General features: G+C 42.2%; 19 protein-coding genes. 10 read left to right on the forward strand and 9 right to left on the reverse strand.

Going from position 1 to position 16,777, the window contains the following annotated elements:
• Positions 1-23: 23 nt before the first annotated feature.
• Positions 24-929, forward strand: coding sequence for an aminoglycoside phosphotransferase family protein (locus ACE6ED_RS19040; protein ID WP_410828808.1), 906 nt, complete (start codon positions 24-26; stop codon positions 927-929).
• An 83-nt stretch (positions 930-1,012) separates the two neighbouring features.
• Here the strand turns inward: ACE6ED_RS19040 and ACE6ED_RS19045 are convergent, their stop codons facing one another.
• Both ACE6ED_RS19045 and ACE6ED_RS19050 read right to left on the reverse strand, forming a co-directional pair.
• Positions 1,013-1,753: a WecB/TagA/CpsF family glycosyltransferase gene (locus tag ACE6ED_RS19045; protein ID WP_410828809.1), complete on the reverse strand. Its 741-nt coding sequence runs from the start codon at positions 1,751-1,753 to the stop codon at positions 1,013-1,015.
• A 149-nt stretch (positions 1,754-1,902) separates the two neighbouring features.
• Positions 1,903-2,652 (reverse strand): class I SAM-dependent methyltransferase, encoded by a 750-nt coding sequence (locus ACE6ED_RS19050; RefSeq protein ID WP_410828810.1) that lies wholly within the window; start codon positions 2,650-2,652, stop codon positions 1,903-1,905.
• A 597-nt stretch (positions 2,653-3,249) separates the two neighbouring features.
• On the opposite strand from ACE6ED_RS19050, the gene ACE6ED_RS19055 reads away from it, so the two are divergent.
• The 6 genes from ACE6ED_RS19055 (at position 3,250) to ACE6ED_RS19080 (ending at position 9,098) form a co-directional block, all read left to right on the forward strand.
• Positions 3,250-3,588, forward strand: coding sequence for a mediterrocin family bacteriocin (locus ACE6ED_RS19055; protein WP_410828811.1), 339 nt, complete (start codon positions 3,250-3,252; stop codon positions 3,586-3,588).
• Between the two features lie 206 nt (positions 3,589-3,794).
• Entirely contained in the window at positions 3,795-5,765 is a 1,971-nt protein-coding gene (locus ACE6ED_RS19060; RefSeq protein ID WP_410828812.1) for a hypothetical protein, read from the forward strand.
• Positions 5,762-6,370: an ATP-binding cassette domain-containing protein gene (locus ACE6ED_RS19065; RefSeq protein ID WP_410828813.1), complete on the forward strand. Its 609-nt coding sequence runs from the start codon at positions 5,762-5,764 to the stop codon at positions 6,368-6,370. Before ACE6ED_RS19060 ends, ACE6ED_RS19065 begins: the two co-directional genes overlap by 4 nt.
• Positions 6,367-6,828: a hypothetical protein gene (locus ACE6ED_RS19070; RefSeq protein ID WP_410828814.1), complete on the forward strand. Its 462-nt coding sequence runs from the start codon at positions 6,367-6,369 to the stop codon at positions 6,826-6,828. Before ACE6ED_RS19065 ends, ACE6ED_RS19070 begins: the two co-directional genes overlap by 4 nt.
• 215 nt (positions 6,829-7,043) lie before the next feature.
• On the forward strand, positions 7,044-7,565 hold the full coding sequence (locus ACE6ED_RS19075; protein ID WP_410828815.1) for an RNA polymerase sigma factor: 522 nt from the start codon (positions 7,044-7,046) through the stop codon (positions 7,563-7,565).
• 369 nt (positions 7,566-7,934) lie between these two features.
• Positions 7,935-9,098 carry a DUF4317 domain-containing protein gene (locus ACE6ED_RS19080; RefSeq protein WP_410828816.1) on the forward strand — a complete coding sequence of 388 codons (1,164 nt, stop codon included), beginning with the start codon at positions 7,935-7,937 and terminating at the stop codon, positions 9,096-9,098.
• Positions 9,099-9,345: 247 nt separating this feature from the next.
• On the opposite strand, the gene ACE6ED_RS19085 is transcribed toward ACE6ED_RS19080, so the two are convergent.
• From ACE6ED_RS19085 to ACE6ED_RS19095, 3 genes are read right to left on the reverse strand one after another with little or no spacing between them, the layout of a single operon-like run.
• Positions 9,346-9,528 carry a hypothetical protein gene (locus ACE6ED_RS19085; protein WP_410828817.1) on the reverse strand — a complete coding sequence of 61 codons (183 nt, stop codon included), beginning with the start codon at positions 9,526-9,528 and terminating at the stop codon, positions 9,346-9,348.
• Between the two features lie 44 nt (positions 9,529-9,572).
• Positions 9,573-10,064 carry a hypothetical protein gene (locus ACE6ED_RS19090; RefSeq protein ID WP_410828818.1) on the reverse strand — a complete coding sequence of 164 codons (492 nt, stop codon included), beginning with the start codon at positions 10,062-10,064 and terminating at the stop codon, positions 9,573-9,575.
• A gap of 29 nt (positions 10,065-10,093) precedes the next feature.
• A complete protein-coding gene (locus ACE6ED_RS19095; RefSeq protein WP_410828819.1) occupies positions 10,094-10,510 on the reverse strand; it encodes a MerR family transcriptional regulator in 417 nt (138 codons plus the stop codon).
• Positions 10,511-10,814: 304 nt separating this feature from the next.
• On the opposite strand from ACE6ED_RS19095, the gene ACE6ED_RS19100 reads away from it, so the two are divergent.
• The 3 genes from ACE6ED_RS19100 to ACE6ED_RS19110 all read left to right on the forward strand — a co-directional run bounded on the left by ACE6ED_RS19100 (position 10,815) and on the right by ACE6ED_RS19110 (position 13,456).
• A complete protein-coding gene (locus ACE6ED_RS19100; protein WP_410828820.1) occupies positions 10,815-11,192 on the forward strand; it encodes a hypothetical protein in 378 nt (125 codons plus the stop codon).
• 138 nt (positions 11,193-11,330) lie between these two features.
• Positions 11,331-11,939, forward strand: coding sequence for a TetR/AcrR family transcriptional regulator (locus ACE6ED_RS19105; protein ID WP_410828821.1), 609 nt, complete (start codon positions 11,331-11,333; stop codon positions 11,937-11,939).
• A gap of 182 nt (positions 11,940-12,121) precedes the next feature.
• Complete coding sequence (locus ACE6ED_RS19110; RefSeq protein WP_410828822.1) at positions 12,122-13,456, forward strand: metal-dependent hydrolase family protein; 1,335 nt, start codon at positions 12,122-12,124, stop codon at positions 13,454-13,456.
• Between the two features lie 206 nt (positions 13,457-13,662).
• On the opposite strand, the gene ACE6ED_RS19115 is transcribed toward ACE6ED_RS19110, so the two are convergent.
• Genes ACE6ED_RS19115 through ACE6ED_RS19130 form a run of 4 tightly spaced genes read right to left on the reverse strand, consistent with a single transcriptional unit; the run spans position 13,663 to position 16,734 of the window.
• Positions 13,663-14,178: a thioredoxin domain-containing protein gene (locus ACE6ED_RS19115; RefSeq protein ID WP_410828823.1), complete on the reverse strand. Its 516-nt coding sequence runs from the start codon at positions 14,176-14,178 to the stop codon at positions 13,663-13,665.
• 11 nt (positions 14,179-14,189) lie between these two features.
• Positions 14,190-15,212 (reverse strand): aliphatic sulfonate ABC transporter substrate-binding protein, encoded by a 1,023-nt coding sequence (locus ACE6ED_RS19120; RefSeq protein ID WP_410828824.1) that lies wholly within the window; start codon positions 15,210-15,212, stop codon positions 14,190-14,192.
• A gap of 3 nt (positions 15,213-15,215) precedes the next feature.
• Positions 15,216-15,911 carry an ABC transporter ATP-binding protein gene (locus ACE6ED_RS19125; protein WP_410828825.1) on the reverse strand — a complete coding sequence of 232 codons (696 nt, stop codon included), beginning with the start codon at positions 15,909-15,911 and terminating at the stop codon, positions 15,216-15,218.
• Positions 15,912-15,954: 43 nt separating this feature from the next.
• Positions 15,955-16,734 (reverse strand): ABC transporter permease subunit, encoded by a 780-nt coding sequence (locus tag ACE6ED_RS19130; protein WP_410828880.1) that lies wholly within the window; start codon positions 16,732-16,734, stop codon positions 15,955-15,957.
• Positions 16,735-16,777: the final 43 nt, after the last annotated feature.

The raw sequence follows: 16,777 nt of genomic DNA on the forward strand, positions 1-16,777 counted from the left end.
CTAAAGATGAAGAGAGCATAAATATGGAAGGAAGATTGTTGTTGGGGAACCCCATAGGTAATGTGGATTGGGTAGAAAAAAATAAAGTTATTGATAAATTATTAAGTCAAGCAGCCACTATGACTGTGCATTCAATGAATCATGGTTTTGAAGCTGAAGTCATGAAAATAAGTTCAGATCAAGAATGCTTTGTATTGAAGGTGTGGAATAAAAGTTCCAAGCCTGATATTCGTTTGCAATTCCAATTGTTGAATCTCCTTTTCGAACAAGGAGTATCGGTCCCTATTCCAGTTGGTTGGGGGATAAATCCCAACGGAGATAAGGTATTGTTAACAAGTTTTAGCGGTACGCCCGTTCTTGAATTAAATCAAAAGAAAATGACTGAAATTGCGAACATATTATTAAAAATACATCAAATTCACGTTGAAGAGATTGGAAACATACTCCTTCCACGATACGATTTCATTGACTACTTTTTTCCTGCAGTTAGAGGGCATGAGGACATATATAATGCGGTATCAGCTCTTGTTCAAATCACTCAAATAAGCCAGGAATGTATTATTCATGGTGATTTTCATTTAGGGAACATATTAGAGGACAATGACCGATACACCGTAATAGATTGGACGAACGGACAATTAGGCGATCCCAGATATGATTTTGCGTGGTCACTTATTCTGATGAAAATATACATTTCTGACCGGATTGCAAATGTGTTTCGTTCTGCGTACTTATTTAAGAATGATTTTCAACAGGAGGAACTTGAAGTTTTTGAGGCGTTAGCTTGTCTTAGATGGATGTTGCTTAATAGAAACGGTGGTGTACCCAAAGGACCTGATACAATGGATAAAGTAAAGAGCTTAATCATAAACAATCGATTCCTGGATGGGATGGAGTTCAACGATCTCCCACAAAAAAAGAAAGTATAAGCGGTGACGAAAAGAATTCAGAAGCAGTTGGAAGCGGGTGATACCCTAGCGATACTCCTCTTTTTTATGCTTGCTTTGATTTTCTATCTCTTAAGGATTGCTCGGTAAAAAAATTTAGGTAGTGCGGATTGGCGCCGCCATCGTGATTTCTGCCCCTTTGCAACAGGAACCGTAAGTAACCGGTGAAGCCATTCTAAGTTCAGTGTCTTCCAAATAGCGGGTGTAGGCTTTACCTTCCCTGCGATTACGTCAAGGCTCCCGCCAACTCCGAAAACAACCTTTACACCATTGATATTATGTTTGTTCTTATAAATCCACTTATCGGTATAGGGAGCTCCCATTGCAATGATGAGTACATCAGGTTTGGACTGCTGAATTTCGTTAAGTATGTGTTTTTCTTTATCCTCGGAGAAAAAGCCATGGTGTCGTCCTTTAACGATTACATTTGGATAGCGGCGGTGTATCTCGGTTACTGCTTTAAGGTTTGTTTCTTCATCTGTGCCTAAAAAATAAAAACTCCAACTACGTTCGTTTCCCCTTTCCAAGAGCTGATGAAGCAAATCATATCCAGTAACACGTTCTGAAATGGGTTCACCTTTTCTTTTGGAAGCAATTACGATGCCTACTCCATCGGGCGTAACTAAGTCTGCCTCTTTTATAAGCAACTTATCCGTTTGCTGGGCTATTGTAATTTCAGGGTTTGCCGTAATTAGATGAAACAATTCCGCTGGTTCTTTTTGAATATGTTCGCCTAGTAGATGTACCGTTTCATTTAACGTAAGTTTAGAAAAGGGAACTCCCAATATATTGATTGAGCCTGTCATATACTCACCTTCCAAGACGCAGATTATAGAGCAATTTTACCACATAGGGTGAGGCTGTTTGAAATTTATTCCACTTACAGCTTCAGAGTCCTAAGAAGATTGATCTAGGCCTGCGGAGGACGACATGCTGCGAGTTCCATCACAAGTCTTTATAACTTAGCACTTATTATAAAGCGTTCCGAATTTGTTCTAATCCCCTTCTCCGTCTGATTTTCCTTAATGAACTGTTGGAGGATTTGAAAGTCGGCCTCAGCCTGCCCAAAACGGGGGATAATTGGAGTGTGTACTAACAAAAAGATCAGGTCTTCCGCCGTTTGATAATATTCAATAATATTAAATTCAAACGCCTGAATGTCTCTAAAGCCTGCGTTGCTCAATTCAGTAATATATCGCTGCTTTAATGTACCTGCCTTTGTCCCCAATGCCTGTCCTCTTCCAAACGCTTTTTTAATATTTGATTTATCGTTTTCGCTTACTTGCTGAGTGAGGAATGTACCGCCCTTATTTAAAACTTTTGCGATTTCTTTAGATGAAAACTCTGAATGTCTACACGAGACTACATTAAAAAAGCCGTCAGGAAACTCCAAGTTTTCGGCGTCCATCTTTAGAAAACGTACATTAGGTATGCCTGATTTAGCAGAATTCCTAGTTGCGGTTTCAATCATTCCAGTGGATTGGTCAATCCCAACTAGAAGTAGGGCAGAACCAACTATGGGTAATATCGCTTCCCCGCCGCCGGTTCCGATATCGAGCAATATATCTGACTTGCTGCAGATCTTCAGTACTTCACTATACAAATCCCATCTTGTTCCTTCAGAAACGCATTTCACATTACTGAAATCCCAACCGTTGATTTTTCCGACTTTATCATAAAACTCTTTGTATTCCAATGGATTCATTTTTGTTCCGCCTTCCAATGGGAATGAAATTATGACCGATATTATTCAATGTTTTAGCTTCATGGGACCAAAAGGGCAGACTCCCCCCCCTTGATGGCTGGTACGCGTTTTGTCCAGCCCGAAAACTAATTACTTCGAACAATACGGAAAGACATCCATTTCACCTCATTTGAAAGATTGTTCAATTATAGTTTGAAGAGAGTTCGTCTATCAAGAGTAAAAATACTTATCAGAATTACTATTGAGAGCAATGTCTATTGTAAGGGGTGCGTTTCATGGACCAACCAGAAGTTATCCGGCTGATATTACTTTGAAGTTACCTCGACAATTTTCATATATTATTTAATAATGTATATTATTAGAATTGTTACATATTATGGTCATTTAACGTCTATATAGATGCGAGAAGAAAAACAAGTCGTATAGTCACTTTTGAGATGGGCTTCTCGACAAGTTAAAAAGGAGTTGAGGCGATAGCAGTTAATTATAGTGTAATGATGGAGAAAAGGGCTGAGGGTGACCCATTTTTTGCTTGAGAAAGATACTTGTAATTAAGAAAAATTGCAATCAAATCTATAGTGTTGAGGAGATGAAAAAATGAAAAAAACTCTATTATCCAGTATGTTGGCCATCGGTTTGCTCCTATCAGTGTCTGCTTCCGCGTTTGCTGAAACGACTACCTACAATAGCAATGGACAAACATTCAGCAAGTCTTGGGAATTGCCTGCAAGCGGATCCGGATGGCTTATGAAATATGGATTTAATACGGCTTGGATTAACGAGGATTATACACATACCTATCACACCACATATCACCACACTGCAACGGTGAGCAATAATAATGGAGCATTTTCAGATGAAGATAGCGGGGGAGCATGGGCAGGTATTGAAGTGACTCACCGCGGTTCCTACATTGAATACAGCATCACTTGGTAAACAATCGCCCAATACCCTTAGGCATTAGCTTGAGTATGCGTCCTAGTTCCTGAATCGGGAATCTACTTGCCAAAGTCCTTAGCTTCCAGGGTTAAGGACTTTGGTGGTTGTAAGCTGAACTTAAATGAAGCAGTCACCAATCGGTAGGTTCAAGGTGTATAACCAGCCAGTCAGGTTTTATCCTCCTGGGGGAAGGGAGTGTCCTCATGAAGAAAATTAGGTTTATTGTTAGCTTCTGTATTCTTTTTATCGGTGTTTTAATTATTGGAGAAAGCCACGTATTTTACTTGGATAACTTCTATACTAAATTTGCTTATACAACCATGTATAAACAACCACACACAACTGATGAGGAAATGATCAATGATATTCTTGCTTCTGCTAAACAAAATAAGGTTGAAGTGTTCACTTACATAAGATCCCCTAAAAGCATCTTTTTGACGGAGTTCGATATATACGGTTCTTCTGAAGTCGAAAATTATATTAATCAGGAAATGAATATTCAAAAGGGCGAATACAGCAGCCTTTTTATGGGAAACCTCCGGTTTTCATTCTCAAGTTTAAAAGATATCGGAAAAATGGATGCAATTCATGAATTTTATGTGATTGGCAGAGGCGAACAGGTGCATGCTTTCAAAATGAGTTTGATTGACAAGTATGCGGGTAACCATCCGCAGGAGGGGTATGGGGATACGGGGATACGCAATACGATCATAGGTATATGGATACTTATTGCAAGTATTATTATATTCATGACCTTTTACAATGCCTTATTAATAAGAAAAGAAAGTCTTATCCAAATATCAATGGGAGAATCGGCTCACAGTATTGTTTGGAGGCTTGCAATAATAGATGCGATCATTTTGAGCGTTCAATTTTACCTGGTGACAGCACTCTTATCCAGGTTTACGTATGTTTGGTTTAGATTTGAGTTTTCGCTAAGCTTTTTCTTGCTAATGCTGTTGCTTAATGCTCTATGTTATACAAGTCTGTACAGACATCCAATAAAAGAAGCCTTTTCAAATAGCGTAGGTTCTAAGAAGCTGTTGACCTTGAACTATGGCTTAAAATCATTGACGGCGATCATTACAATTTTGGTGATATCGAGCAATTTGGTTTTTATTATAGAATCTTTAAATTTATATAAACAGAAGCCCTTTTTTCAGGAGTTTGCCGATTATGAGTATATTAGTCTTCAATATAAGCCTGTTCCTGCTCAGGACGGCTCGGTATCGAATGCACTTACAGACAGTGCGAAGGTGCAGACAAACTTTTATGAACAGTTTTTTCATGAATTTAAACCCACTTCTTTTGTAAACATCTCAAACCTGACCAAGGTTGAAGGAATCATGGCTAACCAGAACTCATATCATTATCTCTCCCGCCAGATTAAAGAGTTGAAAGAGATATCATTATCCAATAAGGTTTATTTCGTTATTCCGAAAGGATTGTCTAAGGACAAAGGAATTGTAAAAAAAATGGCGGATGCCGTTCGATTTTATGAAGGTGCCGATTACAGGTATCAGCATGAAGCCGTTTATTATGATGAACCTGCTACAGTAGTAAGCATTGATGAAAATTATACGTATGGAAGTAAACGATTTAAAAATCCCGTAATCATTTTCAACAATATGCACCTGGAAGGTACTGCTTCGGATTCGAATCCCATGCAGAAAATGAATGTTTTGCATGATGTTATGTATAACGTTGAAAATAAAGCCTTTACAAGATTCATAGAAGAACATAAACTGGAACATCAAATTATCAGCAGAACAAACGTTCTTGAAAACTTTGAAAATAAATGGACAACCGCCAAACGTGTATTATACATGAATGTGGTATTTAGTGTGTTGGTGGTCATCATGGAAATCCTTATTATAAGTTCGATCATTAAGTTGGAATATGAGATTAATGCAGTTGAACTTGCGGTAAAAAAAGTGATTGGGTACAGCCCATTAGAAAAACATAAAAGACTTGCCGTTTTAACTGTGTCTGTGACTGTGTTAAGCATCGGATTATCTGTGGCCATTTCGCTTATGCTCAATCTTATAGAATTTTACTATTTATTAATCGGTGGAATAACCATTATGGTACTGGAAATAGCCGTAATGCTGTTTTTTATTCATCGTGTTGAAAAAGCCAAACTTCCGAAAATTTTAAAGGGGGGGAGCTTATGATTCACATAAAAGGTTTAACTAAAACATTTGAAGATAAGCGGTTATTCTCCAATTTCAATTTGGTTATAGAGGATAAGGCATTTGTTGTGTTTTCCGGACCTAGCGGCTGTGGAAAAACGACACTGCTTAACATGATTGGGGCCATAGAGGAAATAGACGAAGGAGAAATTAGGGTGGATGACCTGGATATCACCAATAGAAAAAATCACTTAAATTACTTCAGATCTAAGGTGGGTTTTTTATTTCAAAACTTTGCATTGATTGATAATAAAACAGTGAAAGAGAATCTCAATTTGATTCGTAAGGATTGTAAGACGAATCTTTCAATGACGGAAGCATTGAAGATTGTAGGTTTGGAAGACAAATTGAATAAGAAAGTGTATACGTTATCAGGCGGAGAACAACAAAGGGTCGCTTTAGCAAGACTGATGCTGAAAAAGTGCGATATCATTCTGGCCGATGAACCTACTGGTTCTCTGGACGCAACAAATGCAGCTATTGTTATGAACATTTTAAGAGATTTGAATAAGCAGGGAAAAACGATTGTCCTTGTAACGCATGATGAAGAAATAAAAAAACAAGGGAGTCTGGTGGTGGACTTATGAAATGGATAACAAAAATCGTTTTGGTTGCAGGTTCCGTTTTTATACTATGGAACATAGCTTGGTTTTTTGTTATAAATGCCTCTTATCAGAAGTATACGGAACCTGTCCCTAAATTACATGGCGTCAATATCAAAGAAGAAGATGGATATGTTTATCTTGTTAAAAAACCGGAGTATTTAAGATTAACGGGAAACCTGGGGATATCAAAAAAAGATAGTTTGGATGGCTTAATTATCTGGCCACTCTTGGACGGCGGATATGAATACGGAATTAGATTGCAAAAAGGGAACGGAGAAATACATGAAATTCTAATTGATAAGAGTTTAAATCCCATCAACAAGGAGGATGAAGTTGCCCTGAAAGTGATGGAGGAGAATAAAACACAAGTACATGAATTGGCTTCCCGAGCTAATGAAATGTGGAATATAGAGTTTGACATAGACGATTTACAATTCTAATTTCTATTAAATTTCCCAATTTGTTTACATTTTGTAACAGAAAAAAGGTATAATAGGTAAAGAAAGGTTGATTTATCCGTTGAATTTTATTTAAAAAAAGCAGTCTCGGCCTAACGGATCGTTTCCCTATACCCAGTAACAAGGCCGAGCATTATAGGGAGGGGCTGCACATCATTCTTCTTATCCTGTCTGCATATGAAACTGATGATAAGGAAATGATTGCGAAATTGTACGAAGGTTACTACCCTTTAATGAAAAAGAAAGCATTTAGCATCATTCAAGATAATGAAGTGGTTGATGATTTAATACAGGATGCGTTTATGAAACTAATTCCTAGAGCGTCTCTTTTGAAATCCCTAGACTGCTACAGAACCACTTCGTATATTGTCAATACTATTAAACATGTTTGTTTTGACTATATCCGAAAGAGCTCACGACATTCAAAAAATATGTACATTGGTGCGAATGATGATTTGGCGGACCATATTCCTGATAGGCTTGCCGCAACAGAAGAAGACTACATAAAAGGAGAAAAATATGACACTTTGAAAAAAGCCATGTTTCAGTTAACCGAACGTGACCGGAATCTCTTATATTTTAAATACAAGATGGAAATGGGCGATCAACAAATTGGACAGCTTTTGAATATTCGGGCATCAAACATCCGGCAATATGTGGCAAGAGCCCGACGCCGAATACTTCAAATTCTGTCCGAAGAAGGTGTGAATATTGACTAAGACACAATAGACGAGACACCCTCTTTAATGAGGGGCAGAAGAGAAAGATTAGGCTAATCTTCGCGCGTCATACTGAAGGGTGGAGCCAAGAAGCGACAGTCTAATCTTTATCAAGTTATAGGAAATGGGGCGTGCAGGTGGTGGATATCCGCTTGGTGCATTTTTGTGCCGGGATATTTTTCGGTATAAGGAGATTCATTGAAACTAATAAACGGGAGCTTAGGTTCCTCTAAAGGGTGACCAGAAAGATGTCCTTCTCAAAAAGGGCATCTTTTTGTTTTGTGAGCGTTCAGAAAGGCGTTATAATTGATTAGTCGTATCGTTTATTTTGGTAAGACCATTTCACTTCATAGGAGATATGGATAGATCATGCTGAAAAAAGAAGTTGCGTATATTCGCAAGCAGTTTAAGCTGGACCACGAAAAACTTCAGATTTACGATATTCTTAATGTGTATATCATGAAAGAAACCAACGAGATTTATCATTACGAACGTCAGCCTTTCGCCATGTTGGACAGGGAAAAGCAAGAGTTATATATGGGCAATTTCAAAAAGCTGCTGACCGGAGAAATGGACCAAAAGCTATTTGAGTTGAAGCTTCATGAGGAAGCGGAGAACCCAACCAGGGTACTCCTTCATCAAGGTCTGGTGACCGGTGATCCCGAAGAATGGCATGATCTGATGATCCTGCTGGTGGATAAAATGTTGGCGGATGCCCACTATGAACAGGATACGGTGATTACTTTCGTTCGAGGGCAGTATTACCGGCCGACGAAGGCCAGAAACGAAGAAGCCGAAGAAAGCGAAAATGACGAAATGTTCGCAAATCCGTTTATTTTGTGCAGCGTAAATTCCACGGAGAAGCAGCGAAAAACGCTTTTGTTCGATTATGTTGAGAGAGAGTTTAAATACAACATTATTGTAGACCCGATCATTAAGCTGAGTTCACCGGAGCAAGGGTTTTTCTTCCCTAGCATTACAGACGGCTATTCCGATGTAAATCGTGTTTTGTATTGTTCGGGGAGAGCTCACGAGCCGAATACGCATTTCATCGAAGAAGTGCTGAATGCCGAGAGATCCGTGACTGCGCTAGAAGAGCGGGCTGTTTTTGAGGATATTGTAAAGGAAGTGGCGGGAGAACTGCTCGACGCCTCCACGATTGCCAGTGTATACGAAGAAATTCATCAGGTCATTGAGACCCATGAAGAGGAAGAACCGCCGAAGCTGGATTTTAAAGATGTGGAGCGGCTGCTGACAGCGAGCGGCGTGGAGGATGTAACGGCGGAAAAGGTAGAACGGGCGTTTGAAACCATCGTCGATGACAGAAACTATGAAATCAAAGCAAGCAGCGTCATGCCGAAGTTCACTTCGAAATCCATTAAGATTCAAACAAAGATCGCGACGATTTCGGTCAGTCCCCAAGATTTAAGATACGTGCGGCAGGTAAATTATAAAGGGAAACGCTGCATCATGATTGAGGTAGACGAAGATGCTGTGATTGAAGGGTTTACGCTCAGTACGGAGACGTTATAATAGGGAGCTTTCTCTGTATGCTTACTGGGAGACTCGTGAACCTGTAGCCGAAGAATTGTGGCCGGATTCCAGACTCCGGTGTACTCATCTCACGACGGGTACTGTTCACTAACTAGCGATGAAAAAAGTGATGTGTTAGCGGAAAGAGGGGCTCAATGCCCCTCTTTTTTGTGCTGATATAGTTATAAATTCACCTTATCCATGCAGTCGTTTGTAGATAAAACCCGGCGTTTGTGTCATGTAATAGTTAACGAGACTCATCTTCATTAGCATGTGAGACTGCTGTGACTGCTCTAATATTAGCCTCGGGGATTCTTTGGTGAACCTGTATTTTTGCATCGGACAAGCTCAATGCTTTGACATTTTCAAAATAAACTACGCCATAGCTATCTTGGTACTCAACAGTGTATTCGATTTGTTCATTCTCCATGTACACCACCTCCAGTTCTGTTGCTTAGTGTTTAGAACCTTACGTTATGTTCTCACTTCATAGTCAATACGGTATTCCTTTTCTAAATACGAATATTTGTTATCCCTGCGCTCTAGAATCTGCGGCAAAATAGTTACGGTTCCTGTCCTTTCTTCGGTTGGAGGGAGGCTACCCCTTATCGCTTTAACTCGTTCGACAACTCTCTCGTCAAGTTCAACCCCATCCATACCAGCTTCTTCAACAACTTCAACTGTCACTTCTTTGCTTACCGTGATTCCAGATGAGTAAAATAAGGTTACGGCGATAAGCCTTTCCCCACATGAAATGGGATTCTCAGTAAATATCTCTATCATTACCTCTTGATCCGATCCATCTGTTAGGATATGTCCCCGTTCATTTTCAGCAAGTTCATTGAGGTTATACGAGCGGTAGAGGCCTTGGGGCAGCCGTATTTCAATTTCACATTGTTGGGACTTCATCCCCTCATCCCGCAGCACATGAATCCACAAATGATTCATTCCTTCTTCGTTTTCCATCTTCGCCTTCGCTAACCTGATATCAAGCCTCATCGATGTTCCCCTCTCAGCGCTTGAGATACGGAATCAATTACTTTTTGTTTCAACTCGCCGGAAATACGGGGGCTTAACGTTATAAACACATCATCCGTTATTTTTAGTGTTTCGTTTTCGAGAATCCGGCTCGGTTCAACCCATGTTAATTGCTGGCTTATTTTTTTGATGTCCTCCAGGGAGAGCTTTTTTAGCGTTTCTTGAATAGAAGCCAAGGTTTCCCCGGTTCTGGATAAGGTTAGTATGGCACGAAAGTATTCGAGGTGGTGGTCGGTGTAAACCCTCTTGTTGCCCACTAATTCCAGAGGCGGTATCATGCCAATTTGTGTGTAATACCTTACCGTGCGCAGATTCATGCGCGGATCATCTTGTTGCAGAAATTCAGCTATTTGTTTAGCGGTATAGTAATTCATAATATCCCTCCAAGACAATCGACGGTACATGTTACAGTCAAGTGTATCGTTTACAGTATACTGTAACTATATGCAGCTGTCAAAATATCACAATGGTTCTCCACGTCCGGGCTGGGAAGTTGCAGCAGATTCACATAAAATAGTTAGTAAATAACAGCACATCAACAGGCGGTTGTATGTTCTCAGCCGAAAGCTGGACCATAGCGGCAGTGACAGAACGGACTAATCGATGGATAAAGCGGCAGTGACACAGCGGACTAAATCCCGCCTCCCGTAAGCAGATAGATCGAAAGGATGATCGTTAATGAAACGAATGGAACTCAGAATTCCCCAGAGTTATGCCATTGGATATAACAAGTTTTATGATGTTGAGCCTGAGAGGGGAGAGGAGGGGGATGACTTTTTAGAGAATTGGCATTACTTTACGGAGGATCTCCTACAGATCTTTAAAATGCAGCTGAACAAACAAGGAGAGTGGTTCATCCCTGATAGAGAGGAAGGAAGAATTGTAATTGACTTGGGCTGGTACCCTGATTCAAGCGCCAGCGGAGAATACAGGCTGGTTATCGCTAATGGAGATTGGGACATTTTAAAAGAAAAATGCTCAAGAAACAGGTATGAGATCAAAGAAACATTAGAGGACTGGCTGGAGTCCCTTTATTCCAATCCCAATTGGCTATAAAAATCCCCCCAGGTCAGACAGGTCAGACAGGATAAACTCGTGCAAATGCAACGGCTATTTGACAGCTGCTCAACGTGGTACTACACTAATAATGAATTGGTTGTTCACTATTAAGGGTTGTATTGAAGGAGCTGCAGCATGCAGGCAAAAAAAGAGGAAGTAAAAAAGGATATTGAATCCGCCGCTTTGCGGGTGTTTTTCCGAAAAGGGTATGCGGATGCGAAAATGAGTGATATTGCGGAGGAAATTCAGATTTCCGTCGGTAATATTTACACGTATTTTAAAAATAAAAAGGAACTGTTTTATGCGGTTGTTCCGCCGTCATTAGTGGATTATTTAAAAAATGTGTTAGTGGAAACCATTCAGATTGATAACCAGACTTTTTTTGACGGGGCCAACAACGAAAAGAAATCGGCTCTTGTTCAAGAGCAGCTGCTTTTGCTGACCCAATACAGCAAGCAGATCGTCATTATTTTCGAGAAAAATAAAGGGACGGTATACAGCAACGCTAAAAATGATCTGATCGAGCTGATGATTGAAACCAAAAAGCCCTTCTTGAAAAAAAGCTACAAACGCTATGAAATCAGCACCGGCGAAAATATGATTCTGCTGAACATCATTGCCAGCAATGTGATCAACATGATTTTGGATTTACTGAAAAGAGAGATGAGCCCGGATAGCCGGAAGCGGATTTTGGAGGCACTTCGATTGTATTGGCTGCACGGGGTAAAAGGCCTTAATGAATAACACCGGCACTGAAGGATGCGGGTATGGCTGGCGCCGGGCCAGGGAACAAGCTTAATGATGCGGATAAGCACATTTTGGGGATGAAATGCCCTAATTTTTTTTCACCAAAAGTGAATTAATAATTCAATATTGAGGTGACTCAGCAGCTAGCAGCTCAGCAGTAAATCAGGAGGGGAAACAAGATGAAGACGGGTTATGCATTCAAAAACTGCAATGTGATTTATGGAGATACACAAAAGGGAATAGATCAGGGGATGACCATTCTGATCAGTGAAGACGGGCGAATTGGGGAGATTGGGAAGTCAGGCGATGTCACAGTCCCAAGCCATTATCAAACCATCGATTTGACGGGGAAATATGTAATGCCGGGTCTCATTAACGCACATGTGCATTTATTTGCGGACGGGAAGCCGTTTACGCTGTCTGCAAGCGAAGGGCTGCTGAATTTTGCGTACCATCATGTGCTCGATACGAAGCTGGGCAGAAGTATATTGAAAAAGCGGATGAAAAAAAATGCCCTGACGGCACTGCACTCCGGAGTGACCACCATGCGCAGCGTGGGGGAGTTTTTTTATACCGATGTGCAGCTGCGGGATGAGATTAACGCGAACCGGTTCGTCGGCCCGAATCTTCTGGTATCCGGTTTTTTCCTCAGTGTAACCGGCGGTCATGGCGCCCCCTATCTCGCATTGGTTGGCGATTCACCATGGGAGGCAAGAAAAAACGTAAGAATTAATATAAAAAACGGCGTAGACTGGATTAAAATCTGCGTGACCGGCGGGGTCACCGATGCCAAGCGGATCGGCGAAGCGGGCCGCTTGCAAATGACGGAAGCGGAGGTTGCCGCTATCTGCGAGGAAGCCCACAAGATCGGCATACGTGTGGCAGCTCATGTGGAGAGTACGGAAGGGGTAAGAGTTGCGCTGAAGGGCGGGGTGGATACCATTGAACATGGCGCGGAGATGGATGAAGAGATCATTCGCTTATACAAACACAATCCTAGAGCGCTAAAGGGATATACCGCATTAATTCCTACACTGCAGGCAGCGTACCCTACTATAAAATTGGATCCGAATCTGACGAAGGCCAGCGAAACGGTCCGGGAAAACTCCAGACGTGTATATCACTCTATGCTGAAGGGGCTGCGGCAGGCAGTCGAACATGACATCGCTATTGGCATTGGCACGGATGCTGCCATGTCCTATGTCACCCACTATGATATGTGGCGGGAACTGGACCATTTTATAAGACAAACGAAGCTGAACGCGGGCCAGGTTATTGAGCGGGTTACCCGAACTAATGCGGAAATTTTGGGCATCGATCATTTGACCGGAAGCCTGGAGGCCGGCAAACAGGCGGATCTCATTGTGCTGGAGCAAAACCCGCTGGACAATATCAAAGCTCTGTCAGCTGCGGCTATGGTTATGGTCAAAGGCAATCTGATACACACCCCGTCAGTGACCCGAATTCAGGAAGTGGACGAGCTGCTTGATTTGGTATGGGAAGCGGAGAGTTGAGGGAGTGCGTGTTAGGCGACTTGGCTGGGACAAGGCAGGGACAAGGCAGGGACAAGACAGGGACAAGGCAGGGACAAGACAGGGACAAAGCCAGGACAAAGCCAGGACAAAGCCAGGACAAGGCGCCTGACTAGAAAACCCCCGAAACCGGAAGGGTCGGGGGCTCTCGCTCTGCTTTTTAGCTAACTAAATTTAGATACAAATGATTAGGCCAATGCCTGGTCGACCTCCGCTTTCAAGCCGTCTGCATCAAGTTCAACAGGGTATTGGAACTCTTTGCCGTTAATGAAGACCGTAGGTACCATCTTCACCTTCCGTTCAATGGCTTCTGCAATAATCTGCAGACTCAAGTCGATGTTCTCCGGCTGCTCCTGCAGCCCGTATTCCCCGGTTAACCGCTGTTTGATCGAATCGCTGTCCGATTCGCTCCACTCGCTTTGTTTTGCAAATAAATCCTTCATCAGCTCGTACACTTTTTGAGGGTCCTTATAATCTAGAAAAGCGTTCGCCAACGTGCCATATAACAGCATTTCACGCGGTTTGTCATAATGCTTCACTACATATTGAACTTGCCCGTTTTCGATATAAGGGGTTAACGTTTCATCCGCTGCTTGAAAGAAAGTGGCGCAATACGGGCAGGCCAAGTTCAAAAACACTTCAACTTTTACCGGAGCTTCTTTTTTACCGTAGCTTAAAAATGCATTTTCGATCACTTGTGTCATGTTCAGTCCTCCTATTGAATGTTGCCCGGAATGAGTGAATCATCAATGTTAACGGCATCTTTAATGTTGATTTTCGTTTCAAGCAGCCCGGCTTCAACGAATTTGTCGGCCAGCTTTTGTTGGCTTGCAATGATCGCGTCACCGATTTTCTGAACACCGAAGGTACGGCGGTCATTGGCTTTTTGAATAGGTCCAACGTCCAGTCCCAGTTCACCGGCTAAGATCTTCGAAATTTCCTCTTTATTTTCGTTGGCCCAAGTGTCGGCATTTTGCAGTTCTTGAAGAATGGTTGTCACAACCTCCGGCTTTTTATCCAAAAGATCTTTGGTGGCAAAATAGAACGTCCGGTTTTCCGAATTGTCGGTGCCGCTCACCACGGTGCGGGTTTTGACCGTGTTTTCTACAATAGCCAGGTATGGGTCCCACGTGCCGTATACGTCGAATTCGCCTTTAGTAAAGGCAGCCAGGCCTTCCGCCGCATCTTTATAGAACTTGATGGTGACTTCGTCCAGAGCAATACCGGCTTTCTCCAAGGCCACCAGGAGCAGGTAATGCTGATTACCGCCTTTGGTTACCCCAATCGTTTTCCCTTTCAGGTCGTTTACGCTTTTAATCTCGGATTCTTCTTTAACTACTAACGCGACGCCTTCCGGATAGGGAGCTTCGGAGGCCACATAGTTCAGCGGATGCCCGCCGGCTTGCATAAACACAGCATTACCGTCAGAGGCGTGGCCGAAATCAATGTTATTTGTATTCAGCGCCTCCAATAAAACCGTACCAGTAGGAAACACTTTCCATTCAACGGTATAGCCTTGTTCGTTTAATGCCTTATCCAAATTTCCGTGTTCTTTAAGAATGTTCAGGGTATTGCCTTTTTGATAACCTATCGTGATGACCCCTTTTGAATCCTTTGCAGGGGTATTGGCAGCCCCTTGGGCAGCTCCATCGGCGGAATTGCCAGCCGAATTGTTACCGCAAGCAGCTAATACCAAAGTGAAAAGGGCAGCTAATGTAAACAAAAATGCTTTTTTCATGTTCTACACTCCTAAAATTTGATTTAGTATTTTCTGCTCATGGAAAGTAAACGTATCATTTCGTTCCCGGGGTCTTGGCAGGTCAATGCGTTCATCCAATTGGATGGCCCCACGGTCGATTACGATGACGCGGTCCGCTAACCGTACAGCCTCGGTTACATCATGGGTAACCAGAAGCGAGGTGAACTTCTGCTGCTGCCACAGCTCTTCAATCAGGTTTTGCATTTCAATCCGGGTTAACGCGTCCAATGCGCCAAGCGGTTCGTCAAACAGCAAAACATCCGGATTGCTTGCTAATGCCCGTGCCAGGGCAATCCGTTGTTTTTGTCCGCCAGACAGCTGATCAGGCCAATCCTGTTGTTTATCGATTAACCCTACTCTCTCCAGAGACTCTTTTGCGACTTTCGGATGGACGGCCCCAAGCTCAATGTTTTTCAAAATATTTTTCCAAGGGAGCAGTCTGTCGTCCTGAAACATGATTCGAATCTTCGGATCATGGGTTTGCTTACCGGTGAAATGCAGTTCTCCGCTTGTAGTCTGCTCGAGTCTGGCGATGATCCGCAGTAACGTGCTTTTTCCACAGCCGCTTTTTCCAACGATAGCTGTAAAGCTGCCCTGATCGATGGATAAATCGATATTATGTAAAACTTCGTTGTTGCCGTAGCTTTTGCTGACATTTTTTAGTTCAATGTTGATCATGGTAGCCTCCGCGTTGTTCGTGTAATTCAATGGTTCGGCAGGATTATTTCTTCCGGTAAACCGGATTCCATTTTAAGAAGCGGCGTTCAAACAGTTTGGCAATGACATCGGACAGCTTCCCCAGGATTGCGTACAGAACGATGGTTAACACGACAATGTCCATCTGCATGAATTCACGTGCACTGGTTGCCATAAAGCCAATACCTGAATCGGCGCCAATCGTTTCCGCCACAATTAACGACATCCACATCACACCAAGCGCATAACGAATCCCTACCAAAATGGAAGACAGCGCGCCGGGCAAAATAATGTTGGTGAAAAGCTTCCATTTGGATAACCCGTATACGGTTCCCATCTCAATCAGTTTGCGGTCCACATTTTGAATCCCGCTGAACGTGTTGATGTATACCGGGAACATGACACCAAGCGCAACAAGAAATATTTTGGCGGATTCACCGATCCCAAACCATAAAATGACTAGCGGGATAAGAGCCAAGTGAGGAATCGTACGGATCATTTGCATCGTTGTATCCGTCGTTTTCTCAAAAAACTTAACGGTTCCATTTAACAGGCCAAGGATAAAACCGATAATCCCGCCTATGAAGAAGCCGATTAAAGCACGCTGGGTACTGATATAAACATGTTCTTGTAATTTACCTGAGCTTGTTAATTGAATTGCAGCGTCTATCACGTCGAGGGGTGTTGGCAAAATGGAAGAGCTGATAATTCCCGATTGCCCCAGGACTTGCCACAATACAATCGCTATAATAGGGAAAAGCCACGGAACAAGCTGGTTCGTATACCATGTTGTCATTTTTTTCATCATCTGATCTCCCGATTATTGTCGCAAATTTGAAGTTGTTTTT

The organism is Paenibacillus nanchangensis (assembly GCF_046543445.1).
Lineage (GTDB): Bacteria > Bacillota > Bacilli > Paenibacillales > Paenibacillaceae > Paenibacillus_AQ > Paenibacillus_AQ nanchangensis.